The organism is Telluria sp. ZB2R32 (assembly GCF_059685715.1).
The window spans coordinates 198,732-222,090 of sequence record NZ_JCASIG010000002.1 but is presented as its reverse complement, the minus strand read 5'-3'; the positions used below and the strand labels follow the sequence as shown (position 1 = coordinate 222,090).

Annotated in this window: 26 protein-coding genes and 1 tRNA gene; 18 read left to right on the top strand and 9 right to left on the bottom strand. The window is 63.9% G+C overall.

The annotated features are described in order from the left end of the window. The first annotated feature begins 9 nt into the window (after window positions 1-9). The 5 genes from ispH to AC56LG_RS05975 all read left to right on the top strand — a co-directional run bounded on the left by ispH (window position 10) and on the right by AC56LG_RS05975 (window position 4,851). The gene (gene ispH / locus AC56LG_RS05995) at window positions 10-987 is read left to right on the top strand and encodes a 4-hydroxy-3-methylbut-2-enyl diphosphate reductase (protein WP_497165209.1); all 978 of its coding nucleotides are present in this window, start codon (window positions 10-12) and stop codon (window positions 985-987) included. A gap of 197 nt (window positions 988-1,184) precedes the next feature. Continuing rightward, the gene (locus AC56LG_RS05990) at window positions 1,185-2,120 is read left to right on the top strand and encodes a branched-chain amino acid ABC transporter permease (RefSeq protein ID WP_497165208.1); all 936 of its coding nucleotides are present in this window, start codon (window positions 1,185-1,187) and stop codon (window positions 2,118-2,120) included. A gap of 11 nt (window positions 2,121-2,131) precedes the next feature. Next, a complete protein-coding gene (locus AC56LG_RS05985; RefSeq protein ID WP_497165207.1) occupies window positions 2,132-3,346 on the top strand; it encodes an ABC transporter permease subunit in 1,215 nt (404 codons plus the stop codon). 15 nt (window positions 3,347-3,361) lie between these two features. Continuing rightward, complete coding sequence (locus AC56LG_RS05980) at window positions 3,362-4,129, top strand: ABC transporter ATP-binding protein (RefSeq protein ID WP_497165206.1); 768 nt, start codon at window positions 3,362-3,364, stop codon at window positions 4,127-4,129. After that, the gene (locus AC56LG_RS05975) at window positions 4,129-4,851 is read left to right on the top strand and encodes an ABC transporter ATP-binding protein (RefSeq protein ID WP_497165205.1); all 723 of its coding nucleotides are present in this window, start codon (window positions 4,129-4,131) and stop codon (window positions 4,849-4,851) included. The genes AC56LG_RS05980 and AC56LG_RS05975 overlap by 1 nt, the downstream gene beginning before the upstream one ends. Before the next feature lie 233 nt (window positions 4,852-5,084). Here the strand turns inward: AC56LG_RS05975 and phaP are convergent, their stop codons facing one another. Next, window positions 5,085-5,666, bottom strand: a complete 582-nt coding sequence (gene phaP / locus AC56LG_RS05970; RefSeq protein WP_497165204.1) for a TIGR01841 family phasin — start codon at window positions 5,664-5,666, stop codon at window positions 5,085-5,087. 31 nt (window positions 5,667-5,697) lie between these two features. On the opposite strand from phaP, the gene AC56LG_RS05965 reads away from it, so the two are divergent. From AC56LG_RS05965 to pbpG, 4 genes are all read left to right on the top strand, one after another. Beyond that, window positions 5,698-5,886, top strand: coding sequence for a hypothetical protein (locus AC56LG_RS05965; RefSeq protein ID WP_497165203.1), 189 nt, complete (start codon window positions 5,698-5,700; stop codon window positions 5,884-5,886). Between the two features lie 86 nt (window positions 5,887-5,972). Further along, window positions 5,973-6,878: a DMT family transporter gene (locus AC56LG_RS05960; RefSeq protein ID WP_497165202.1), complete on the top strand. Its 906-nt coding sequence runs from the start codon at window positions 5,973-5,975 to the stop codon at window positions 6,876-6,878. A gap of 2 nt (window positions 6,879-6,880) precedes the next feature. Further along, window positions 6,881-7,576, top strand: a complete 696-nt coding sequence (locus AC56LG_RS05955) for a nitroreductase (RefSeq protein ID WP_497165201.1) — start codon at window positions 6,881-6,883, stop codon at window positions 7,574-7,576. Between the two features lie 174 nt (window positions 7,577-7,750). Beyond that, the gene (gene pbpG, locus AC56LG_RS05950) at window positions 7,751-8,947 is read left to right on the top strand and encodes a D-alanyl-D-alanine endopeptidase (RefSeq protein WP_497165200.1); all 1,197 of its coding nucleotides are present in this window, start codon (window positions 7,751-7,753) and stop codon (window positions 8,945-8,947) included. Between the two features lie 54 nt (window positions 8,948-9,001). Here the strand turns inward: pbpG and AC56LG_RS05945 are convergent, their stop codons facing one another. Beyond that, on the bottom strand, window positions 9,002-9,787 hold the full coding sequence (locus AC56LG_RS05945; protein WP_497165199.1) for an IclR family transcriptional regulator: 786 nt from the start codon (window positions 9,785-9,787) through the stop codon (window positions 9,002-9,004). 153 nt (window positions 9,788-9,940) lie between these two features. Here AC56LG_RS05945 and AC56LG_RS05940 point away from each other — a divergent pair, with 153 nt between their 5' ends. The 7 genes from AC56LG_RS05940 to AC56LG_RS05910 all read left to right on the top strand — a co-directional run bounded on the left by AC56LG_RS05940 (window position 9,941) and on the right by AC56LG_RS05910 (window position 16,076). Next, window positions 9,941-10,327: a diacylglycerol kinase gene (locus AC56LG_RS05940; protein WP_497165198.1), complete on the top strand. Its 387-nt coding sequence runs from the start codon at window positions 9,941-9,943 to the stop codon at window positions 10,325-10,327. A 122-nt stretch (window positions 10,328-10,449) separates the two neighbouring features. After that, window positions 10,450-11,088 carry a peroxiredoxin gene (locus AC56LG_RS05935; RefSeq protein ID WP_192049307.1) on the top strand — a complete coding sequence of 213 codons (639 nt, stop codon included), beginning with the start codon at window positions 10,450-10,452 and terminating at the stop codon, window positions 11,086-11,088. Between the two features lie 351 nt (window positions 11,089-11,439). Next, window positions 11,440-12,213, top strand: a complete 774-nt coding sequence (locus AC56LG_RS05930) for a sulfite exporter TauE/SafE family protein (protein ID WP_497165197.1) — start codon at window positions 11,440-11,442, stop codon at window positions 12,211-12,213. 110 nt (window positions 12,214-12,323) lie between these two features. Further along, window positions 12,324-13,166 carry a sulfate ABC transporter permease subunit CysT gene (gene cysT, locus AC56LG_RS05925; protein ID WP_497165196.1) on the top strand — a complete coding sequence of 281 codons (843 nt, stop codon included), beginning with the start codon at window positions 12,324-12,326 and terminating at the stop codon, window positions 13,164-13,166. Continuing rightward, window positions 13,163-14,071, top strand: a complete 909-nt coding sequence (gene cysW / locus AC56LG_RS05920; RefSeq protein WP_497165195.1) for a sulfate ABC transporter permease subunit CysW — start codon at window positions 13,163-13,165, stop codon at window positions 14,069-14,071. The genes cysT and cysW overlap by 4 nt, the downstream gene beginning before the upstream one ends. Continuing rightward, the gene (locus AC56LG_RS05915; protein WP_497165194.1) at window positions 14,068-15,141 is read left to right on the top strand and encodes a sulfate/molybdate ABC transporter ATP-binding protein; all 1,074 of its coding nucleotides are present in this window, start codon (window positions 14,068-14,070) and stop codon (window positions 15,139-15,141) included. The genes cysW and AC56LG_RS05915 overlap by 4 nt, the downstream gene beginning before the upstream one ends. Then, window positions 15,138-16,076, top strand: coding sequence for a CysB family HTH-type transcriptional regulator (locus tag AC56LG_RS05910; protein ID WP_497165193.1), 939 nt, complete (start codon window positions 15,138-15,140; stop codon window positions 16,074-16,076). The genes AC56LG_RS05915 and AC56LG_RS05910 overlap by 4 nt, the downstream gene beginning before the upstream one ends. A 191-nt stretch (window positions 16,077-16,267) precedes the next feature. Here AC56LG_RS05910 and AC56LG_RS05905 read toward each other — a convergent pair whose 3' ends face one another. The 5 genes from AC56LG_RS05905 to AC56LG_RS05885 all read right to left on the bottom strand — a co-directional run bounded on the left by AC56LG_RS05905 (window position 16,268) and on the right by AC56LG_RS05885 (window position 20,640). After that, window positions 16,268-17,314 (bottom strand): aldo/keto reductase, encoded by a 1,047-nt coding sequence (locus AC56LG_RS05905; RefSeq protein ID WP_497165192.1) that lies wholly within the window; start codon window positions 17,312-17,314, stop codon window positions 16,268-16,270. A 7-nt stretch (window positions 17,315-17,321) separates the two neighbouring features. Continuing rightward, window positions 17,322-18,359 carry a quinone-dependent dihydroorotate dehydrogenase gene (locus AC56LG_RS05900; RefSeq protein WP_497165191.1) on the bottom strand — a complete coding sequence of 346 codons (1,038 nt, stop codon included), beginning with the start codon at window positions 18,357-18,359 and terminating at the stop codon, window positions 17,322-17,324. A gap of 63 nt (window positions 18,360-18,422) precedes the next feature. Next, complete coding sequence (locus AC56LG_RS05895) at window positions 18,423-19,151, bottom strand: arginyltransferase (protein ID WP_497165190.1); 729 nt, start codon at window positions 19,149-19,151, stop codon at window positions 18,423-18,425. Window positions 19,152-19,312: 161 nt separating this feature from the next. Then, the gene (gene aat / locus AC56LG_RS05890; protein WP_497165189.1) at window positions 19,313-20,038 is read right to left on the bottom strand and encodes a leucyl/phenylalanyl-tRNA--protein transferase; all 726 of its coding nucleotides are present in this window, start codon (window positions 20,036-20,038) and stop codon (window positions 19,313-19,315) included. A 14-nt stretch (window positions 20,039-20,052) separates the two neighbouring features. Next, complete coding sequence (locus AC56LG_RS05885; protein WP_497165188.1) at window positions 20,053-20,640, bottom strand: NUDIX hydrolase; 588 nt, start codon at window positions 20,638-20,640, stop codon at window positions 20,053-20,055. 172 nt (window positions 20,641-20,812) lie between these two features. Here AC56LG_RS05885 and AC56LG_RS05880 point away from each other — a divergent pair. Beyond that, a tRNA-Met gene (locus AC56LG_RS05880) sits at window positions 20,813-20,889 on the top strand. A 196-nt stretch (window positions 20,890-21,085) separates the two neighbouring features. Further along, window positions 21,086-21,493: a T6SS immunity protein Tdi1 domain-containing protein gene (locus tag AC56LG_RS05875; protein WP_497165187.1), complete on the top strand. Its 408-nt coding sequence runs from the start codon at window positions 21,086-21,088 to the stop codon at window positions 21,491-21,493. 10 nt (window positions 21,494-21,503) lie between these two features. Here AC56LG_RS05875 and AC56LG_RS05870 read toward each other — a convergent pair whose 3' ends face one another. Beyond that, a complete protein-coding gene (locus AC56LG_RS05870; protein ID WP_497165818.1) occupies window positions 21,504-22,397 on the bottom strand; it encodes a DNA-3-methyladenine glycosylase family protein in 894 nt (297 codons plus the stop codon). Further along, window positions 22,397-23,290 (bottom strand): DMT family transporter, encoded by an 894-nt coding sequence (locus AC56LG_RS05865; protein WP_497165186.1) that lies wholly within the window; start codon window positions 23,288-23,290, stop codon window positions 22,397-22,399. Before AC56LG_RS05865 ends, AC56LG_RS05870 begins: the two co-directional genes overlap by 1 nt. Window positions 23,291-23,359: the final 69 nt, after the last annotated feature.

Genomic DNA, 23,359 nt, shown 5'->3' with positions numbered 1-23,359 from the left:
GAAAACGATATGGAAAACGTCCTCACCACTGAAAACCTCGCCGACCTGCCGAACGAGATCCTGCTCGCCCAGCCGCGCGGCTTTTGCGCCGGCGTCGACCGTGCCATCGAGATCGTCGAACGCGCCCTGCAGCAGTTCGGCGCGCCGATCTACGTACGCCACGAGATCGTCCACAACAAGTACGTGGTGGAAGACCTGCGCAACAAGGGTGCGATCTTCATCGAGAACCTCGACGACGTTCCGGCCGGCAACACGCTGGTGTTCTCGGCCCACGGCGTCTCGAAAGCGGTGCGTGCCGAAGCCGAGTCGCGCGGCCTGAAGATTTTCGACGCGACCTGCCCGCTGGTGACCAAGGTGCACGTGGAAGTGTCGAAGATGCGCAAGGGCGGCGCCGAGATCGTCATGATCGGCCACGACGGCCACCCGGAAGTCGAAGGCACCATGGGCCAGGCCGAAGAGGGCATGCACCTGGTCGAAACGGTCGAGGACGTGGCGACCCTCCAGGTAGCCAACCCGGACAACCTCGCTTACGTGTCGCAGACGACCCTGTCGGTGGACGACACCGCGGAGATCATCGCCGCCTTGAAAGCGCGCTTCCCGAACATCATGGAGCCGAAGAAGGGCGACATCTGCTACGCCACCACCAACCGCCAGGAAGCCGTGAAATTCATGGCGCCGCAGGTGGAAGTGGTAATCGTGGTCGGCAGCCCAAACAGCTCGAACTCGAACCGCTTGCGCGAACTGGCCGACAAGCTGGGCACGCCCGCCTACATGATCGACCAAGCCGAGATGATCGATCCGCAATGGATCGCCGGTAAGAAGCGCATCGGCCTGACCGCTGGCGCCTCCGCACCCGAGGTGCTGGTGCAAGCCGTGATCGACCGCCTCAAGTCGCTCGGCGCGGCCAGCGTGCGCGCGCTCGAAGGCGTGGAAGAAAATGTCACGTTCCCGCTGCCGAAGGGCCTGGACAGCGTTAAGCTGGCATAGGTCTTGCATCTGTTTCGATAAGGCAGGACGTCCACACCAACTTTCCTTGTTAGTTGTTTAAAAAGCTCGCTATGATGGCGACGCTCGGAATTTTTGTCGTGGCAACTGTTTTCTGACTGAAGCGTCAGGCCAATGAGCGGCACTTCGGGTTTCCCGGGGTGCCGTTTTTGTTATCGAAATCAAAGGGTGCGGAAACGATGGAGACTTTTGTCCAGCAGATACTCAACGGGCTGGTGCTAGGCAGCATGTATGCACTGGTCGCGCTTGGGTACACGATGGTCTATGGGGTGCTGAACCTCATCAATTTCGCCCATGGCGACGTCCTGATGATCGGGGCGATGGTCGGCCTGTCGATCCTGCAACTGCTGGAAGCGTATGTCCCCGGTTTGCCCGGCTACGTCCAGCTGGCAATCGCCATCCTGGGCGCGATTCCCGTCGCGATGGCGGTGAACGTGTTCATCGAACGCATTGCCTACCGCCGCCTGCGCAATGCGCCGCGCCTGGCGCCTTTGATCACCGCGATCGGCGTCTCGATCCTGCTGCAGACCTTCGTCATGGCGATGCCGTGGTGGGGCCGCAGCCCATTGCCGTTCCCGCAACTGCTGTCCTCGGAGCCAATCATGATCGGTGGCGCCATGATTTCGCAGACCCAGGTGTTGCTGCTGGTGCTGGCTGCGCTGGCCATGGTGGGGCTCGTGCTGCTGGTCGAACGCACCAAGATGGGGCGTGCGATGCGCGCCGTCGCCGAGAACCCGCGCGTGGCGGGCCTGATGGGCGTCGATTCGAACAGCGTCATCGTCGCCACCTTCGCCATCGGCGCCGCACTCGCCGCCGTGGCCGGCGTGATGTGGGGCGCCAATTACGCCTCGATCACTTTTACCATGGGTGTGCTGCCTGGATTAAAGGCCTTTTGCGCGGCGGTGCTGGGCGGGATCGGGAATATCTACGGCGCCATGATCGGCGGCCTGCTGCTCGGCATCATCGAAGCGCTCGGCGCCGGCTACATCGGCGACCTGACCGGAGGCTTCCTCGGCAGCCATTACCAGGACATCTTCGCCTTCGTGGTGCTGATCCTGGTGCTCACCCTGCGTCCGTCCGGCATCATGGGCGAGCGCGTGGCCGACCGCGCATAAAGGATTCCGACATGGCCTTCCTGACTTTCGACGTCCACCACAACAAGCGCCAGGCTTATATCAATATGGGCCTGCTGCTGGCCCTGATGCTGGCCTTCCCGTTCTTCGCCGCCCAATACGGCAACTCCTGGGTGCGCATCATCGACATCGCGCTCCTGTACATCATGCTGGCGCTGGGCCTGAACATCGTGGTCGGCTTTGCCGGCCTGCTCGACCTCGGCTACATCGCCTTTTTCGCCGTCGGCGCCTACCTGGTCGGCCTGCTCTCCTCGCCGCAATTTGCCAGCCTGCTCGAATCGGTGGTGAACTACCACCCGGCGATCGGCGAGTCGCTGGTCGCCCTGTTCGGTCCCGACATCGCGCAGAACGGCATCCACCTGTCGGTGTGGGCGATCGTGCCGCTGGCGGCCCTGGTCGCCGGCTTCTTCGGCGCGCTGCTGGGGGCGCCGACGCTGAAACTGCGCGGCGACTACCTCGCCATCGTGACCCTCGGCTTCGGCGAGATCATCCGCATCTTCATGAACAACCTGAACGACCCGATCAATTTCACGAACGGGCCGCAGGGCATCAACATGATCGATCCGATCCGCATCTTCGGCGTCTCGCTGGCGGGCGAGGCGGGGTCGCAGTCGACCGTCTACATCGGCGGCTACGGCATGCCGTCGGTGAACGCCTATTACTTCCTGTTCCTGTTCCTCTGCATCGCCACCATTTTCGTGACCAGCCGCCTGCAGCATTCGCGCCTGGGGCGTGCCTGGGTGGCGATTCGCGAAGACGAGATCGCGGCGAAAGCGATGGGCATCAACACGCGTAACGTGAAACTGCTGGCGTTCTCGATGGGCGCCTCGTTCGGCGGCGTGGCCGGCGCCATGTTCGGCGCCTTCCAGGGGTTTGTGTCGCCGGAGTCGTTCTCGCTGACCGAATCGATCGCCGTGCTGGCGATGGTGGTGCTGGGCGGGATCGGCCACATCCCGGGCGTGGTGCTGGGCGGCGTGCTGCTGGCGGCCCTGCCCGAAGTGTTGCGCCACGTGGTCGAGCCGGCGCAGATGGCGATGTTCGGCAAGGTCATCATCGAAGCCGAAGTGCTGCGCCAGCTGCTGTACGGCCTGGCGCTGGTGACGATCATGCTGGTGCGCCCGGCCGGCGTGTGGCCGTCGCCGAACAAGGAAGACCGCCCCAACGCCGCGCTGGCCCTCGAGGACGAAAAGGAGGCGGCGGCCGTCTGAGGCGCCGATAATCCGATGAGCAACTATTTATTGAACATCTCCGGCGTGAACAAACGCTTCGGCGGCTTGCAGGCGCTGACCGACGTCGCCATCCAGATCCGCCCCGGCCAGATCGTCGGCCTGATCGGCCCGAACGGCGCCGGCAAGACCACCTTCTTCAACGTCATTACCGGCCTGTACCAGCCCGACAGCGGCAGCTTCGAGCTGGACGGCAAGCCGTATTCGCCCTCGGCCCCGCATGCGGTGGCGAAAGCCGGCATTGCGCGCACCTTCCAGAACATCCGCCTGTTCGGCGAGATGACGGCGCTGGAAAACGTCATGGTCGGGCGCCACGTGCGCACGAAGCAGGGCGTGTTCGGGGCGATCTTCCGCCACAAGGCGGCGCGCGCGGAAGAAGCGGCGATCCGCGTCCGTGCGCAGGAGTTGCTGGATTTTGTCGGCATCGGCCAGTTCGCCAACCGTACCGCCAAATACCTGTCGTATGGCGACCAGCGCCGCCTGGAAATCGCGCGTGCGCTCGCCACCGATCCGCAATTGCTGGCGCTGGACGAACCGGCGGCCGGCATGAACGCCACCGAAAAGCTGGCGCTACGCGAGCTGCTGGTGAAAATCAAGGCGGAAGGCAAGACCGTGCTCCTGATCGAACACGACGTGAAACTGATGATGGGCCTGTGCGACCGCATTACCGTGCTCGAGTACGGCAAGCGCATCGCCGAAGGGGCACCAAACGAGATCCAGAAGGATCCGGCGGTGATTGCGGCCTACCTGGGAGGTGCCCACTGATGGGTGAAAACGTTCTGAAAATTTCCGGCCTGAAGGTGGCCTACGGCGGCATCAAGGCGGTAAAGGGGATCGACCTGGAAGTGAACAAGGGAGAACTGGTGACCCTGATCGGCGCCAACGGCGCCGGCAAGACCACCACCCTGAAGGCGATCACCGGCACCCTGCCGGCCTGCAAGGTCGAAGGGACGATGTCTTACCTCGGCCAGCCCCTGACGGGCACCCAATCGTTCCGCTTGGTGCAGCAGAAGCTGGCGATGGTGCCGGAAGGGCGCGGCGTGTTCACCCGCATGACGATTCACGAAAACCTCTTGATGGGCGCCTACACACGCAACGACAAGGCGGCGATCGAGGCGGACATCGAGAAATGGTTCGGCGTCTTTCCGCGGCTCAAAGAGCGTTCGGGCCAGCTGGCCGGCACGCTCTCGGGCGGCGAGCAGCAGATGCTGGCGATGGCGCGCGCGCTGATGTGTCATCCGACCCTGCTGCTGCTCGATGAACCGTCGATGGGGCTGGCGCCGATCATGGTCGACAAGATCTTCGAGGTGATCCGCGACGTGTCGCGGCAGGGCATCACGATCCTGCTGGTCGAACAGAATGCGAAGCTGGCGCTGCAGGCGGCGCACCGCGGGTATGTGATGGATTCGGGCGCAATCACCATGACGGGCGATGCGAAGGCGATGCTCAACGATCCGCGGGTGCAGGCGGCGTATTTGGGGGAGTGATCAAGGACGCGGTGCCGGGACGCATGCGGTGAAACGCGGCGGGCATGCCCGCCCTACGTGCACCACGGTTTCAATTGACTCGTTGGCCGCCTCGTAGGGTGGGCTCTCCGAGCCCACGCGTATGCACCGGTTGAATTGTGCCAATCATGTTCTCGGACGAACAATAGAAAAAAGGCCGCCTGAGTGATCAGGCAGCCTTTTTTATCGACCCGCACGAGGCGGGCCATGCTTGCTTAGGCAGCAGCGGTAGCGGCGTTGGCAGCGGCAGCCGGCGCCTTGGCGGCAGCTTGCGAGAACTGCGACACGGCGGCGTTGACGTTGCTTTCGATGGCTTCGACGGCCTGCTTGGTGGTCTTGCTGAACTGCTCGTAGCCGGCGTTGGCGTTGCTGATTGCGGTCTTGACGGCGGCGACAAAGGTCTCCGAACCGGCAGGGGCGTTCTTGCTCACTTCGTCGACCAGGGCGATGACCTTGCGGTTCGCTTCGACGATCTGGCCTTCAGCGGCTTTCGAGAACTCGGCGCCGTTGGCGGTCGCGATGGCGGCCAGTTGACGGTTGTAAGCGACGGCTTTCTCGGCGGCAGGCTGGGCCTGGGCGGCGGACAGCTGGAAAAACTCTTGCGGGTCCTTGGCCGACAGCAGCTGGCGGGCGGTAGCCGAGTTGCTGGCCATGGCGGCGCGCGCGGTGCTGATGTTCAGCTCGACCAGCTTTTCGACGCTTTCGAAGGTCTTGGCTGCCAGCGACGAGTAGAGGGCGAATTGGGTTTCGAAGTTGGCTTTGGTGGCATTCGAGAACTGCTCTGGGATTGCAAACATGTGTATCTCCAAACAAACGTTATAGGAAGGTATGCTGCTACAAACCGGTGCTGATCTGAATGGTGCACCGCAACAGAGCGAAGTTTTGCCCATTTCGGCGAGCGCGTCAAGCGAATTTGGTGCGATGCACCACGCATGGTCGGTTTGTTGGATTATTGCATCGGAAGAAATACTTCGCGACAACTTGTATCGCGAATTTGCCATCATTTTGGTGCGCTGAGGGGCTTGCGGAAACGTTCTGCGACCCATGCTAGACTTGCAACTGCGCCATTCGCCAATCCGGTGTTTGCGCCTACTTCTCCTACCATGGCCGATAGCACCGCACTCCCAGGCGTCACGACCGCCCAGCCCCGCTGGCTGGTGCCATCCTTTTTCGTCTTCCTCTGGAGTACCGGCTTCATCGTGGCCAAGTTCGGCCTGCCGTATGCGCCGCCGCTCACTTTTCTCCTGCTGCGCTGCCTGGGCGTGCTGCTGGTGCTGGTGCCCATCGTGCTGCTCTGGCGTGCGCCCTGGCCGCGTGGGCGCATGGGACACGTGGCCGTGGCGGGCTTGCTGTTGCAGGCCGGCTACCTGGGCGGCGTCTGGTGCGCCATCAAGATCGGCATGCCGGCCGGCCTGTCGGCGCTAATCGTCGGCATGCAGCCGATCCTCACCGCGGTTGCCGCGCCCCTGATCGGCGAGCAGGTGCGCCCGCGCCAGTGGATCGGCCTGCTGCTGGGCCTGGGCGGCGTGGCGCTGGTGGTGGCGGCGAAAATCAACCTGGTCGGACTGTCGACGCGCGCCATCCTGTATTGCCTGTTCGCGCTGCTGTCGATCACCGCCGGCACCATGTACCAGCGCCGCTATTGCCCCAGTTTCGACTTGCGCACCGGCACCGTGATCCAGTTCGCGGCGACGGTGGCGGCATTGCTGCCCTGCGCCATTCTTTTTGAACAGTTGGACCCGGCACTGTCTAAAGTGGTGTGGACAACCAATTTCGTGTTCGCGCTGCTGTGGTCGGTGTTCGCGCTGTCGATCGGCGCGATTTTCCTGCTCTTTAAACTCATCCGCCGCAGCAACGCCACCGAGGTCACCAGCTTGCTGTACCTGACCCCGCCCACCACCGCCGTCATGGCCTGGCTGCTGTTCGGCGAGTCGCTCAGCCCGCTCGGGCTGGTGGGCATGGTGGTGGCCGTGACCGGTGTCGCATTCGTCGTCAAGAAAAAGGACTGAACATGATCTCAAGTAATCAACAAGAAGCGGTCGATGCCGCCATCACCTCGCGCCGCTCGATCCGCGCCTTCCTCGACAAGCCGGTCGAGCAACACGATATCGAACGCATCCTCGAAGTGGCGGCGCGCGCGCCTTCGGGCACGAATACCCAGCCCTGGAAAGTGTATGTGCTGACCGGGCAGGCGCGCACGGCGCTGTCCGACGCCATCCTGGCCGTTCACACGGACCCGGAGCAGTCGCGCCAGCACACCGAGGAATACGCCTACTATCCGCGCGAATGGGTCTCGCCCTTCATCGACCGCCGCCGCAAGGTCGGCTGGGACCTGTATGGCCTGCTTGGCCTGTCGCGCGAAGACAAGGCCGGCATGGCGGCCCAGCATGCGCGCAATTTCCGCTTTTTTGACGCACCGGTCGGGCTGATCTTCACCATCGACCGCGTGATGGAACAGGGCTCCTGGCTCGATTACGGCATGTTCTTGCAGAACATCATGGTGGCCGCGCGCGGACGCGGGCTGGACACCTGCCCGCAGGCGGCCTTTACCCAGTATCACCGCATCATTGCCGAGCAGCTCCGCTTGCCGGCCAACGAAACGGTGGTGTGCGGCATGGCGCTCGGCTGGGCCGATCCGTCGAAGATCGAAAATTCGCTGGTGACGGAACGCGCGCCGCTGTCGGCGTTTGTCCATTTTGTAAATTAGCTGTTGCGCGCGTTACACAATTAACGAGGATCGGCACGCACCGTTGCATGCAGCCTGCATGAATCCGTTGTTGTGGGGCAAAATAGACGGAGCAATGTTAAATTCGCTTGCAGTTGAGTTGCGGGCGCATACACTCGAGTACATGCCCATCGGTTCGCGTAAAAGGAAGTAGAAATGTTGAAGCTCCTGTTGTCTGTCCTGGTTTCGCTGTTCCTGGTCGTCGAACCGGTGTCGGCCGCCGGCGCCGGCGCTGGTGCTAGCGGTGCGCAAGCCTCTTCCAGCAAGCAGAAGCGTCAGGCAGTCAAGAAAAAGCCGGTCAAGAAAAAGGCGGCGAAAGCCACGCGCAAGGGCAAGCGCGAGAAGGCCGCCGTGGTCGCCAGCGACAAGCGCCAGCGCATGGTGCGCCGCGTCGAAACCGTGCGCGGCAAGCGCCGCGTGACCTATGTCTTCGCACGCCGCGCCGCGCCAGCCGTGCTGGCCATTCCGGCGGCGCGCACCGCCGGCGACCTGGCTGGCCTGAACCAGACGCGCGACCCGCTGTCGCTGCGTTCCAGCGTCGCCCTCGTGCTCGACCAGAACACCTCGGAGGTGCTGTTCGAAAAGAATGCCAACGTCGCCTTGCCGATCGCCTCGATCACCAAGCTGATGACGGGCCTGGTCGTGGTCGAAGCCAACCTCGACCTGGACCAGACGCTGACGGTCACCGACGACGACGTCGACCGCCACAAATACAGCAGCTCGCGCCTGCCGGTCGGTGCGCGCATGACCCGTGGCAACCTGCTGCACATTGCACTGATGAGTTCGGAAAACCGCGCCGCCTCGGCGCTGGGCCGCAACTATCCGGGCGGAATCAATGCGTTTGTCGCCGCGATGAACGCCAAAGCGCGCGAACTGGGCATGAACGACACCCGTTATGTCGACGCCAGCGGCCTGTCGAGCCAGAACGTCTCGAGCGCGCGCGACCTGGCCAAGCTGGTCGCCTATGCGCACCAGAAACCGCTGCTGCGCCAGTATTCGACCGATCCGAACTGGGTGGTCGAGGCCAGCGGCCGGCCGATGCGTTATAACAATACGAACTATCTGGTGGCGCTGCCTGACTGGAACATCGGCCTGCAAAAGACCGGTTTCATCAACGAAGCGGGGCGCTGCCTGGTGATGCAGGCGATGATCCAGGGCCGCAACGTGATCATGGTCTTCCTCGATTCGAAGGGCAAGATGTCGCGCACCGCCGACGCCGGCCGCATGCGGCGCTGGCTCGAAGCGCTGACACCCGACACCGTGCTGCCGTCGGCCGCGACCACGACCGCCGCCGGCGCGGCAAGCAGCGCGGCGCATGCCTTTACCACGGTGGCGGCGCCGAGCGTGCGTTGAAACCGAATTCCTAATAAAACAAACGGCGCCCGAGGGCGCCGTCGTCATTTCCGTTCAGGCCACCGACACCGGCCGGAAGCCCAGCGTCGATGAAATCTGCCCGGCAGTTTGAACCAGGTCGTCGAGCCAGTCGTCCTGCAGACGGTCGGCCGGCGCCGAAATCGACAGGCCGGCGACGAGCTTGCCGCTGTCGTCGAAAATACCGGCGGCCATGCAGCGCACGCCCAGTTCCAGCTCTTCGTTGTCGCGCGCATAGCCGCGTGCGCGCACCAGGCCCAGTTCGCGTTCAAGCTTGCCGAGGTCCGTGATCGAATTCTTGTTGTGGCCGGCCAGGCCCGTGCGCGTGGCATAGGCGCGGATGGCCTTGGCTTCGTCCACCGACAGGAACAGTTTGCCGGTCGAGGTCAGGTGCAGCGGACCGCGTCCGCCGATCGCACGCACCACCTGCATGCCCGAACGCTCGGAAAAGGCACGGTCGATGTAGACAATCTCGTCACCCTGGCGTACCGACAAATTCACCGTCTGCTGTGTCTTCTTGTGCAGGGCGCGCATGAAGTCGAGCGCCGCCTCGCGCACCGACAGCCGGCTTTTCACCACATTGCCCAATTCCAGCAGGCGCATGCCGAGCCGGTAGGTGCCGGGCTCGACACGGTCGACAAAGCGGGTGACGACCATGTCGTTGAGGATGCGGTGGGCGGTGGAGGGATGCAGGCCCGAGACTTTCGATAATTCCTTCAGGCTGACCGGGTCCGGATAGGTCGCCAGCGCATCGAGCAGGGCGACCATGCGTTCAATCACCTGGATCGAGGTCTTGGGCGGTTCAAGGGTTTCGATTTTCATGATGTGGTTGGTGCAGTGCAGTATCGTCCTTACTTTATACCATAATGCGGAAAGCGGGGCGCTTTCGGCTAGTGCCCTTCGTCTAACAGCAGAGCATGCCAATGGCGCCAGAACAGGCATAATGACAACTCTTCATGTCTTCTTGGAAATATGATGGAACAACCGACCAGCGAATTCAAGAGCAAGGGTGGCCTCAAGCGCATCCTGGCCGCGTCGAGCTATACCGTGCAGGGCCTGGCCACGGCCTGGCGCATCGAACACGCCTTCCGCCAGGAAGTGCTGGTGTTCGCGCTCGGCATCATTTTCGCGTTCGTGCTGCCGATCTCCGGCTACCAGCGGCTGGCCCTGATCGGCGTGCTGCTGCTGGTGCTCATCGTCGAGCTCATCAATTCTGCGATCGAAGCGATCGTCGACCGCATTTCGCTCGAACGCCATCCGCTGTCGAAAAACGCCAAGGATTTCGGCAGCGCCGCCGTCGGGCTGACGGTGCTGCTGGCTGCCGCCACCTGGGTCACGGTACTGTATAACCGCTTCATGTGAGGAAACCGCATAAGCTTATGCGTTGACAGCGCAGCAAGCTTGTCGAAAATGCCGCAGAATAGACGGATGGCCTGCGGCGCCACTTGCCGCTGCGCCTGTCCCGACTAACCCTGGAGATGACCATGACCTTACGCCTTGGCGATACCGCCCCCGACTTCGAGCAGGATTCCACCATCGGCACGATCCGCTTCCACGAGTGGGCCGGCGATTCGTGGGTGGTGCTGTTCTCGCACCCGGCCGACTTCACCCCGGTGTGCACGACCGAACTCGGCCTGACCGCCAAACTCAAACCCGAATTCGACAAGCGCAACGTGAAAGCGATCGCGCTCTCGGTCGACCCGGCCGAGCAGCACAAGGGCTGGATCAAGGATATCGAAGAAACCCAGCAGACCGTGGTGGGCTTCCCGATCATCGCCGATGCCGACAAATCGGTGTCCACCCTGTACGACATGATCCACCCGGAAATGTCGGCCACGGCCACCGTGCGCTCGCTGTTCGTGATCGACCCGAAGAAAAAGATCCGCCTGACCATCACCTACCCGATGAGCACCGGCCGCAACTTCGACGAAGTGCTGCGCGTGATCGACGCGCTGCAACTGACCGATGCGCATACGGTGGCGACGCCGGGCAACTGGAAGGATGGCGACGACGTCATCATTCCACTGACCGTGCAGGATCCGGCTGTCATTGCCGAAAAATATCCGAAAGGCTTTACCGCGCCGCGGCCGTACCTGCGCCTGACGCCGCAGCCAAATAAGTAAGCCCGGGTATTTGCAGCAGTTGTAGGGTGGGCTCCTGAGCCCACGCGGATCATCGTTCGATATACGGCGTCGTCAAACGCAACCACATATCGCGCGCCATACCGCGTGGGCACAAGTGCCCACCCTACGAGGTTGTGAAAAAATCGCCATGGCTGCGTTGCCTCGTCTCGCCGTACACTCGTACTGTCTTCGACTCGGCGCCTTGCCCTGACGATTTTTTCACAACCTCTACGGTCTCGATTAATTTTCGCATATCGACTCTCCGCAGCATTCTTGCCATTCCCGCGCAACGCATAAGCAAATAGAAAAACCGTCGTTTGTCCCACGGCTGACCCAGCTTACGCTTGGGCCATGCTGATGACATACATTACCGCCGGCTTCGGGGTCGGCCTGCTGGTCGGGATGACCGGCGTCGGCGGCGGCTCGCTGATGACGCCGCTCCTGACCCTGCTGTTCGGCGTCTCGCCGACCGTCGCCGTCGGCACCGACCTGGCGTTCGCCTCGATCACCAAGGGCGCCGGCACCATTACCCACCGTTTCAACGGCACCGTCAACTGGACCATCGTGCGGCGCCTGTGCCTGGGCGCGCTGCCGGCCGCGCTGGTCGCCACGCTCGGATTGCGCCACTTCGGCGCGCTCGATGCCGAGATCGGCCAGCTCATCCGCTATTCGATCGCCGGTTCCGTCATGCTGACCGTCGTCGCGCTGCTGTTCCGCAAGCGCATGCTCAATTGGGTCCACGCCAAACCCGGGCGCCAGCTGCAGGGCAGGGCGCTGGTGACGGCCACCGTCGTCTCGGGCGCGATCCTCGGCGTGCTGGTCACCATCTCCTCGATCGGCGCCGGCGCCATCGGCGCCACCCTGCTGGTGATGCTGTACCCGAAGCTGACCCCGGCCGAAGTGGCCGGCACCGACATCGCCTACGCCGTGCCGCTGACCGCAATCGCCGCCATCGGCCACTGGTGGCTGGGCTCGATCGACTGGATGCTGCTGCTGACGCTGCTCATCGGTTCGCTGCCGGGCATCACCCTCGGTTCGATGCTCGCCCGCAAGGTGCCGGAACGCTTCCTGCGCGCATTGCTGGCCCTGACGCTGACGACCGTGGCGGCCAAGCTAATTTACTAGGGCGTGCTAATAGCGTAATTCGTCTATGCAAATGAAGATTGGTTCGTTTGGTTTATGAGCCGCAAGTGAGATTATTACGATCCATTAGAAGAAATTGTAATAAGGACGCCATGCACACTCCCAAACCGCGCGCACCAGGTCGGGTCATCCCCGGCTTCGGGCTGTCGCTCGGGTTCACGATCTTTTATCTGGCGCTGATCGTGCTGATCCCGCTGTCGGCCGTCTTCCTGAAAACGTTTACGATGACCTGGGAAGCGTTCTGGACGGCGGTCTCGTCCGAGCGCGTGGTCGCTTCCTACAAACTCAGCTTCGGCGCTTCGCTGATCGCCGCCGCCCTGAACGTCGTCTTCGGCGGCATCGTTGCCTGGGTGCTGGTGCGCTACAAGTTTCCCGGTAAACGCTTTGTCGATGCGCTGGTCGACCTGCCGTTCGCGCTGCCCACCGCCGTGGCCGGCATCACGCTGACCGCCCTGTATTCGAACAATGGCTGGATCGGCAAATACCTCGAACAGTTCGGCATCAAGGTCGCCTTTACGCCGCTCGGCGTGGTGGTGGCGCTGACCTTCATCGGGCTGCCGTTCGTCGTGCGCACCGTGCAGCCGGTGCTGGAAGAAGCCGAGCGCGAACTCGAAGAAGCGGCGGCCAGCCTCGGCGCCAGCCCGCTGCAAACCTTCTTCCGTGTGATCCTGCCGTCGATCGTGCCGGCCCTGCTGACCGGCTTCGCGCTGGCCTTTGCGCGCGCCACCGGCGAGTACGGCTCGGTGATTTTCATCGCCGGCAACCTGCCGATGGTGTCCGAGATCACGCCACTGTTCATCATCACCAAACTCGAGCAGTACGACTACGCCGGCGCCACCGCGATCGCGGTCGTGATGCTGATCGTCTCCTTCATCCTGCTGCTGACGATTAACCTGTTGCAGGCCTGGACCCGCAGAAGGGCAGGCAAGAAATGAGCGCCGTGTTAGACAAACCTCTAGTGGCAACCCCACGCGCCACGCGTCCCGTGAAAACCAACGCCTTCGAACCGAACTGGGTGCGCTGGACGCTGATCGCCGTCGCGCTGGCGTTCCTGACCCTGTTCCTGTTCGTGCCGCTGGTCGCCGTCTTCACCGAAGCATTGAAGCGCGGTTGGGACACCTATGTCGAATCGATCCTCGACCCCGACGCCATCTCGGCCATCAAGCTGACCCTGATCGCCGCCGGCATCTCGGTGCCGCTGAACCTGGTCTTCGGCGTGGCCGCGGCCTGGGCGATCGCCAAGTTCGATTTCAAGGGCAAGAGCGTGCTGCTGACGCTGATCGACCTGCCGTTCTCGGTGTCGCCCGTGATCGCCGGCCTGATCTACGTGCTGCTGTTCGGCGCCCAGGGCTGGTTCGGCGAGTGGCTGATGGAGCACGACATCAAGATCCTGTTCGCCGTGCCCGGCATCGTGCTGGCGACCGTGTTCATCACCTTCCCCTTCGTCGCGCGCGAACTCATTCCCTTGATGCAGCAGCAGGGCACCGAGGAAGAAGAAGCGGCGCTGGTGCTGGGCGCATCCGGCTGGCAGACCTTCTGGCGCGTGACGCTCCCGAACATCAAATGGGGCCTGCTGTACGGCGTCATCCTGTGCAATGCGCGCGCGATGGGCGAGTTCGGCGCGGTGTCGGTGGTGTCCGGCCACATCCGCGGCGAGACCAACACCATGCCGCTGCAGGTCGAAATCCTCTACAACGAATACAACTTCACGGCCGCGTTCGCGATCGCATCCTTGCTGGCGCTGCTCGCGCTGGTAACGCTGGCCATCAAGTCCTTTATCGAATGGCGCCTGCACCAGTCTCGCAGCGCGGACGCCGGCACCACGGAGCGCACAGAATGACGATCGAAGTCCAACACATCCGCAAGCAGTTCGGCCAGTTCAAGGCGCTCGACGACGTCTCGCTGCAGTTCCCCGACGGCCAGCTGACCGCCTTGCTGGGGCCATCCGGCTGCGGCAAGACCACGCTGCTGCGCATCATCGCCGGCCTCGAACACCCGGATACGGGTTCGGTGCTGCTCGACGGCCAGGATGCCTCGAGCAGCCATGTGCGCGAGCGCCAGGTCGGCTTCGTGTTCCAGCATTACGCGCTGTTCAAGCATATGACCGTGTTCGAGAACGTCGCCTTTGGCCTGCGCGTGCGGCCACGCAAGGAGCGTCCAAGCGAACAGCAGATCCGCGACAAAGTAAAACAGTTGCTGGAACTGGTGCAGCTCGACTGGATCGCCGACCGCTATCCGCCGCAACTCTCGGGCGGCCAGCGCCAGCGTATCGCGCTCGCCCGTGCCCTTGCTGTGGAGCCGCGCGTGCTGCTGCTCGACGAACCTTTCGGCGCCCTGGATGCCAAGGTGCGCAAGGAGTTGCGCCGCTGGCTGCGCCGCCTGCACGACGACCTGCACGTGACCTCGATTTTTGTTACCCACGACCAGGAAGAAGCGCTGGAAGTGGCGGACCAGGTCGTCGTCATGAACAAGGGCCGCATCGAGCAGCTCGGCACGCCCGAAAGCGTGTACAACGCGCCGGCATCGCCCTTCGTCTACAGCTTCCTCGGCAACGTCAACCTGTTCCACGGCCGCGTGCACGATGGCGTGCTGGCCAGTGGCGACGCAATTTTCGATGCGCCCGGCCACGGCGGCGTGCAGAATGCCGATGGCATCGGCTACGTGCGTCCGCACGACCTCGACGTCGAGCGCTATGCCGCGGGACAGCCGGGCATCGTCGTCAAACTGCGGCGCGCGCATGCGATCGGCCCGCTAGCCCAGCTCGACCTCGAGCGCGCCGACAATGCGCAGCTGATCGAAGCGGTGATTCCGAACGAGCGCTTCGCCCGCCTCGAACTCAAAGAGGGCGAGACCCTGCTCGTGCGGCCGCGCCAGATCCAGGTGTTCGTCGACGAGGGAGGGGGTATATGAACTTCCAGCAGCTGCGTTCGGTGCGCGAAGCGGCGCGCCGCAATTTCAACCTCACCGACGTGGCCGCGGCGCTGTTCACTTCGCAGCCGGGCGTGTCGCGCCAGATCCGCGAACTCGAGGACGAACTCGGCGTCGTCATCTTCGAGCGCAACGGCAAGCGCCTGACCGGCCTCACCGCGCCCGGCAAGGGCATCCTGAAAATCGTCGAACGCCTGCTGGTGGAAGCGGAAAATCTGGCGCAGGCCAGCCAGGAATATTCGGCCCAGGACAGCGGCACGCTGACGATCGCCGTCACCCACACGCAAGCGCGCTATGCGCTGCCGCAGGTGGTGCAATCGTTCCGCAATGCCTTCCCGAACGTGCGCATCGCCCTGCAGCAAAGCGCGCCGGAACACATCGCCGAATACGTGCTGTCCGGCCGCGCCGACATCGGCATCGCCACCGAAGGCTTGTCCACCTTTCCCGACCTGGTCTCGTTCCCGTGCTACCGCTGGAGCCACGTGGTGGTGGCGCCCGACGGGCACCCGCTGCTGGGTAAAACCCCGCTGCGCCTGGAAGACCTGGCCGAGCATCCCTTAATCACCTACGACGTCGGCTACACCGGCCGCAGCCACATCGACAATGCCTTCGCCAAGGCCGGACTGGCGCCGGACATGGTGCTGACCGCCATGGATTCGGACGTCATCAAGCAGTACGTGTCGCTGGGGATGGGGGTCGGCATCATCGCTTCGATGGCCTTCGACCACGGGCGCGACAAGGGCTTGCGGGCGATCGAGTCGTCGCACCTGTTTGCGCCGAACGTGACGCGCTTGGCCGTGCGGCGCGGGGTCTATTTAAGGGCCTATGCGTATCACTTCATCGAGCGCTTCGCGCCGGGGTTTACACGGGCGGATATCGAACGGTCGCTGGAGGCGGATGAGGCGGTGGCGATTTGAGTATAGGGCTCGGCTGCCGGTGCGTTCGCGGCTGAGCGACCGCTAACTATCACCGCGTGGGCCTAGGCGGCCCCGCGGTAACCCGCCCACCCTACATCCCTTTGCTTCATGTTGGCGTATATCGTAGGGATCGTAAGGTGGGCGGGTCACCCGCCCACGCGTTCAACGCACTTCAGAAAACGACGAAAGCATTACTGCCCCGGATTCGTGATCCGCGCATGAATCCCATCGATCGTGTTCACCACCCCATCCGGCAACGTGATCTCCGCCGCATCGATGTTCTCCTCCAGCTGTGCCAAGGTCGTCGCCCCGATGATGGTCGACCCCACGAACCAGCGCGAATAACACCAGGCCAGCGCCATCTGCGCCGGCGTCATTCCATGCGCACGCGCCAGCGCCGCATATTCGGCAACCGCCGCCAGCACCTCGGGCCGCACATAACGCGGACTCCAGTTCGGCGGGAAAATCGTCAGCCGCCCGTGCGCCTTTGGATCGTCGAGATACTTCGCCGTCAGCTGCCCGAACGCCAGCGGACTGTAGGCCAGCAGGCTCACGTCTGACCGGAAGCAGGTCTCGTCGAGCAGCGTGGTTTCGAACGCGCGCGCCGTCAGGTTGTACAAATTCTGGATCGTGGCGATGCGCGGCAAGCCGCGCGTCTCGGCCAGCTTCACGTATTCGCACACGCCCCAGCTGCTTTCGTTCGAGACGCCGATCTCCCGGATCTTGCCGGCCTTGACCAGTTCGCCCAGCGCGCCCAGCGTCTCCTCGATCGGCACGCTCGTTCGCTCGCGCTTCGGGTTGAAACTGTTGGCGCCGAAGATCGGCAGGTTGCGGCTCGGCCAGTGTATCTGGTACAGGTCGATGTAATCCGTTTGCAGGCGCTGCAAGCTGGTCTCGACCGCGGCGCGGATATTGGCCGCGTCGAGGTCGTGTCCTGCGCCGCGGATCCAGCCCATGTGCGCATTCGGGCCGGCGATTTTCGAGGCGATCACCAGGTCGTCGCGCCGGCCACGCTGATGCAGCCAGCTGCCGATGAAGCGTTCGGTCGAACCCTGCGTCTCGGCGCGGCCCATCACTGGGTACATCTCGGCGGTGTCGATGAAATTGATGCCGCGCTCGACGGCGTAGTCGAGCTGGCGGTGCGCATCAAGCTCCGTATTCTGTTCGCCGAAGGTCATCGTGCCGAGGCAGACCTTCGATACCTGTAAATCGCTGCGTCCGAGTCGTGTGCGTTCCATGGGTTCCTCAGGCTTTCAATGCATTTGCGCACTCGCGCACCAGCGCCGGGCCGCGGTAGATCAGGCCGCTGTAGAGCTGGACCAGCCGGGCGCCGGAAGCGATCTTCTCCTGCGCATCCTGCCCCGACAGGATGCCGCCGACGCCGATGATGGGGATGGCGTCGCCGAGTTCCTTCTTCATTGCGCGGATCACGATGTTCGACAGGTCGAACACGGGCGCGCCCGAGACGCCCCCTAGTTCCATGCCATGGCGGTAGCGCTCGACGTCGCGCCGGTTCAGTGTCGTATTCGTGGCGATGACGCCGTCGATCTTGTGGCGCAGCAGGGCGCCGGCGATGTCGCGGATCTGTTCGGCGTCGATGTCCGGTGCGATTTTCAAGGCCAGCGGCACGTAGCGGCCGTGCTGGTCGGCCAGCTTCGTTTGTTCCAGCTTGAGCTGGGAGAGCAGGGCGTCGAGTTCGGAAGCGCCCTGCAGCTGGCGCAGGTTCTTGGTGTTGGGCGACGAGATGTTGACCGTGACGTAGCTCGCGTACGGATACACCTTGCGCAGGCAGATCAGGTAATCGTCGGCGGCGCGTTCGATCGGGGTGTCGGCGTTCTTGCCGATGTTCAGGCCAAGGACGCCTTCCCGGTTCTGGTAGAAGCGCGAAGCCTGGACGTTGGCGACAAAGGCGTCGACGCCGCCATTGTTGAAACCCATGCGGTTGATGATGCCGCGCGCGGCCGGAACGCGGAACATGCGCGGCTTCGGGTTGCCCGCCTGCGCGCGCGGGGTCACGGTGCCGATCTCGATCGAGCCGAAGCCCAGCGCCGCCAGGCCATCGATGTAGGCGCCGTCCTTGTCCAGGCCGGCGGCCAGGCCGACCGGGTTCGGGAAGGTGATGCCCATGACGGTGCGCGGGTCCGGCGCCGGCTTCTTGAACATGCCGGTGGCGCCGCGTTGGGCGGCGCTGCGCAGGGCGGGCAGGGTCAGGTTGTGGGCGGTTTCCGCGGGCAGCGTGAACAGCAGGGGACGGGCGAGGGTGTACAGGAGTTTGTCGGACATGGCGCGCTCGAAAATTAGGTCGCGCCAATTGTACCGCGCACCGGTTTAAACCTTGGCGCAGCCTTAGCGGTCGAGGATGCCCCAGGTGCCGGCGATACGCGCCTCCAGCGGCCGGAAGTTGATCTTGTAGGCCATCTTCGGGCTTTGCTCGATCCAGTAACCGAGGTAGACGAAGGGCAGGCCGAGTTCGCGCGCCTGCGCCACCTGCCACATCACGTTGAAGGTGCCGAACGAGGCGCCGGGCACGTCGGGATCGAAGAAGGTGTAGACGGACGACAGGCCATCCGACAGCACGTCGATGATCGACACCATGCGCAGCAGGCCGTCGGGTTCGCGGAATTCGACCAGGCGCGTGTTGACTCGGCTTTGCAGCAGGAACTGGGCGTACTGGTCGCGGCTGTCCTGGTCCATGCCGCCGCCGACGTGGCGCGTGGTCTGGTAGCGCAGGTAGAGCGCGTAGTGCTCGTCCGAAAAAGCCAGGTTGGCGACCACGGCCGAGAGGTCGCCATGGCGCTTCCAGGCGCGGCGCTGGGTGCGGTTGGGCGCGAACTCGTTGCAGCGCACGCGCACCGGGATGCAGGCCTGGCAGCCGTCGCAATACGGGCGGTAGGTAAAGATGCCGCTGCGGCGAAAGCCGTTCTTCACCAGTTCGGAATACACGTCCGCGTTGATCAGGTGCGACGGCGTGGCCACCTGCGAGCGCGCCTGGCGTGCGTCGAGGTAGCTGCACGGATACGGGGCGGTCGTATAGAACTGCAGCGTGGAGAAGGGCAGGTCGTTAAGGTGCGTCATGCAGAGCTCTCGGGAGTCATGGCCCTATTCTAACGAAACCGATGGCGCGCACGGTTCGCGCCTGACAAAACCGCCATGGCGGTGTTGCATCGTCTCGCCGTACTCGTGTACTGTCTTCGACGATGTCGCCGCGACCTCAGGTCCTTGCCCTGACGGCTTTGTCAGGCGCTCTCAATCGGTGCGACCGGCTGCCACGGTCCGATCGCCGGCTCGCGGATCGCCGCGCGCAAATGTTGCAGGAACACGGCCCGCGAGATCGGCGCGGCGCCCAGCGAGGCCAGGTGCCCGGTTTCCTGCTGGCAGTCGACCATGCGCACGCCGTGCGAACGCAGGAAGGCGACCAGGTAGGCCAGCGCCACCTTGGAGGCGTCGGACACGCGCGCGAACATCGATTCGCCGTAGAACATGCGCCCGATGCAGACGCCATAGGCGCCGCCCACCAGTTCGCCGTCCAGCCAGACTTCGGCCGAGTGCGCGTAGCCGAGCGCGTGCAGGCCGGTATAGCCGTCGATGATGTCTTCGGAAATCCAGGTCCCCGGTCCATCCTTGCGCGGAGCGGCGCAGGCGCGCATTACCGCCTCGAAGTCGCTGTCGAAGCGCACTTGCCAGCGCCCGCCCTCGAGCCGGCTGCGCTCGACGCGGCGCAAGGTTTTTTTCATGCTGTCGCTGATTTTAAAATCGTCGGTGTACAGCACCATGCGCGGGTCGGTGCTCCACCAAAGGATCGGCTGGCCTTCCGAGAACCACGGGAAAATGCCGTTCTGGTAAGCAAGCAGCAGGCGCCGTGGCGACAGGTCGGCGCCGGCCGCGAGCAGGCCGGGCGCATCCATCGTCAGCGCCTCGGATACGTCGGGAAACGGCGTATGCGCATCAAGCCAGGGAATCATGCGTTGCTCGCTGGTCAGTCGGGTTCGCGTGGCGCGATCATCGGGCGCCGGATGTCCACGCTGTGCACGCCATACCCATTGGCGGCGCCCTCGCGCATTTTGACGCGATCGGCAAAGAAGAGTTCCAACGTCGTGCGGATCGTCGGGAAGGCGAGGTCGTCCCAGGGGATATCGCGCTCGGCGAACAGCTGCACTTCCAGGCTTTCGATGCCCGGCGCAAAGTCGAGGTCGATCAGGCGCGCCAGGTAGAACATGTGTACCTGGTGTACGTGGGCGACATTGAGGAGGGAAAACAGCGGGCCGATCTCGATGTTGGCGCCGGCTTCCTCTTCGGTCTCGCGCACTGCGGCTTCGCTGGTCGTCTCCTCGTTTTCCATGAAGCCGGCAGGCAAGGTCCAGTAACCATGGCGCGGCTCGATCGCGCGCCGGCACAGCAGCACCTGCAGCGTGCCGTCTTTCTCCCAGACAGGGATGGAGCCAATGACCATCTTCGGGTTCTGGTAGTGGATCGTGCCGCACTGGGGGCAGACATGGCGCGGCCGGTTGTCGCCTTCGGGAATGCTTAGCGCGACCGCGTGGCCGCACTCGGAACAAAAGTTCATAGGGGATGGAAAGAATGGATATACCCTTACTTTACACCTGATTGCTGCGGCTGTGCCGCCGTGCCGGCTCGGCAGTACTCTTGCCCGGATGCCATGCAAGGCATCAATCGCCGTCGGCGGTGGCATTGGGTTTGCCTAAACAGCCGGATCCGTATATAATTCGTTTCACAGACGCGGGGTGGAGCAGTCTGGCAGCTCGTCGGGCTCATAACCCGAAGGTCACAGGTTCAAATCCTGTCCCCGCAACCAGATTCAAGCAAAAAGCCGGTACTTCTTCAACGAAGTACCGGCTTTTTGCATTTACCTCTGCCAAATGCGACGTGGGTCAAATGGGACGCAGGTTCGCCGCACTTGCCAAACTCGGCCTTGTCCAACAATCAGCGGGCCCGACCATGGGATTGACCATCGGGCCAATACGTCCAACGCTCGATTAGTGGATTTGACCATGATTACTGTTGAAGACATCAACGATGCCTGGGGCTGGATGGGCTTGCGGGCTGTGGAAATACTCGGTGCTAACGCCTTCGGCAACCTGATCCTGCGCGACGCCGACGGCAGCTACTGGCGCCTGCGGCCGCAAGACCTGTGCTGCGAACCGGTCGCCGACAACCGCGCCGCCCTCGACGCGCTCTCGTACAACCAGGATTTCCTCAACGACTGGTACATGCCCGACGTCGTCGACCTGGCCGAGTCCACACTCGGTCCCCTGACCGACGACCGCACCTATTGCCTGAGAATTCCCAGCGCCCTCGGCGGCCACTACGGCAGCGAAAACCTGGCGACCGTGCCGCTGTCGGAGCTGATCCGGTTTTCGGGGGAGGGCGCGCAACAGCTGGAGGGCCTGCCGCGCTGAACTAGTTTGCCTATGCCGCAGGCTGGCTCAAATTCGCCCACAGATACGCCGCCGCCATCGTCCGATGCGGTGCGTACCGCGCCAGCCAGGCCTGCGTGCGCGCCAGGTCCGGCTTGCCCGCCTCGCCCAGCAGCCGCCCCAGCGCGCTACGTACCGCCACGTCGCCTTCGAGCGAGCAATCCGCGTATCCGTAGCCGCGCAGCAGCGTGTAATTCACGGTCCACGGCCCGATTCCCTTGATCGCCAGCAGCTGTGGCGCAATGCGCGCCGGATCGTCCTCAAGCGTCAGCGGCAACGCACCGTCGGCCACCATGCGCGCCACCCGCAACAGCGTCTCGGCCTTGGCACGCGAGAACTTGCGGCTGGTGAGCGCATCGACGTCGAGCCGCGCCACGTCCGGCGCTTCCGGGTAGCACCACAGCCCGCTGCTGTGCGCGCGTCCGGCCTGCTGGATAAACGTGCGGCGCAGGCTGATCGCGAACGGCAGGTTGATCTGCTGGCCGATGATGGCCCAGGTCAGCGCCTCGAAGATGCTGGCTGACTGCACGATGCGCAATCCCGGTTCACGCGCCACCAGTGGCCCGAACAGCGGGTCGTCCTGCACAAAGGCGGCGAACGGGGCCGGATCGATGCGCAACGCCAGCATGCTGCGCAAGGCTTCCTGCGCCAGCGCCAGCGCCAGCGTGGCCGCCCCAGGTGCACCATCGGTTTCGATGCGGCATCGCGCCGCAGATGGCGTCAATGTCACCTCCAGCAGCACCGGTACGCCATCGAGCAGCACCGCCTTGCGAATACGTTCGCCGCTGACCTGTTCCGCCAGCCCTTCGGCATCGCGCCCGTGAAAGGCAAGGACATCGGCGCTGCGATAATTTGCGGGCAGCGCGATCGACAGCGTCTCCACCATCATGGCTTGCCGACTGCAGCCGCCGGCCGCCCGAAGCGCGGCACGAAGCCGGTCACCAGCGCGGTACCGACCAGCACGATTGCCGCGCCCGCCAGCGTATGCCAGCCAATTGCTTCACCCAGGAACAGCGCGCCCCACAGGATGCCGAACACGGGATTGAGGAAGGTAACCGTGAGGGCGGAGGTCGGTCCGACTTCGGCGATCAGGCGGAAATAGATCAGGTAGGCGATGCCGCTGCAGACGACACCGAGCGCCAGCACGGCCGCCCACACGCCCGGCGTCGGTGTCGCGGGCGCCGGGAAGAAGGGCAGCGCCGGCAGCACGAACAAGGCCGCCGCCCACATCGTGCCGTGCGCATTGGCAAACGGTTCGACGGACTTGGCCGACTTCGCATACAGGCTGGCGATGCTGTAGCAGACGGCCGCGGCCAGCGCCGCGGCGATCGCCAGGCCGGCGCCGGGCAGGCGCGCGACGTCGTCGAAGCCGACCAGCAAGCCCACGCCCACCGTGCCCAGCACCAGGCCGATGCCGCTCCGGAGCGTGATTGGATGGCGCGTCCACACTGCGCCGAGCAGGGCGCCCCACATCGGCGCGGTCGCGTTCAGCACCGACAGCACCGAGGCCGTCAGCGTGCGCGCGCCGTAGGCGAACAGCAGGAAGGGCAGGGCGGAGTTGAAAAAGCCCAGCATCAGGTAATGCTTCCAGTGCGCGCGCACGTCGAGCCGCTTGCGCAGCACCAGCGCCACCGCCGCCAGGAACAGCGCCGCGAACAGCACCCGGTATTCGATCAGCACGGCGGGCCCCAGCACTGGCGCACCGATGCGCATGAAGAGGAAGGAGCCGCCCCAGATGGCGGCCAGCAGCAAGAGACGGAGAAAATTGGCGGTATTCATGATCGATTCAGAAAGCGGAAGCGCATGGTGGCGCATGCAGTGCGGATGCGCAACCCGCTTTTTGCTCGC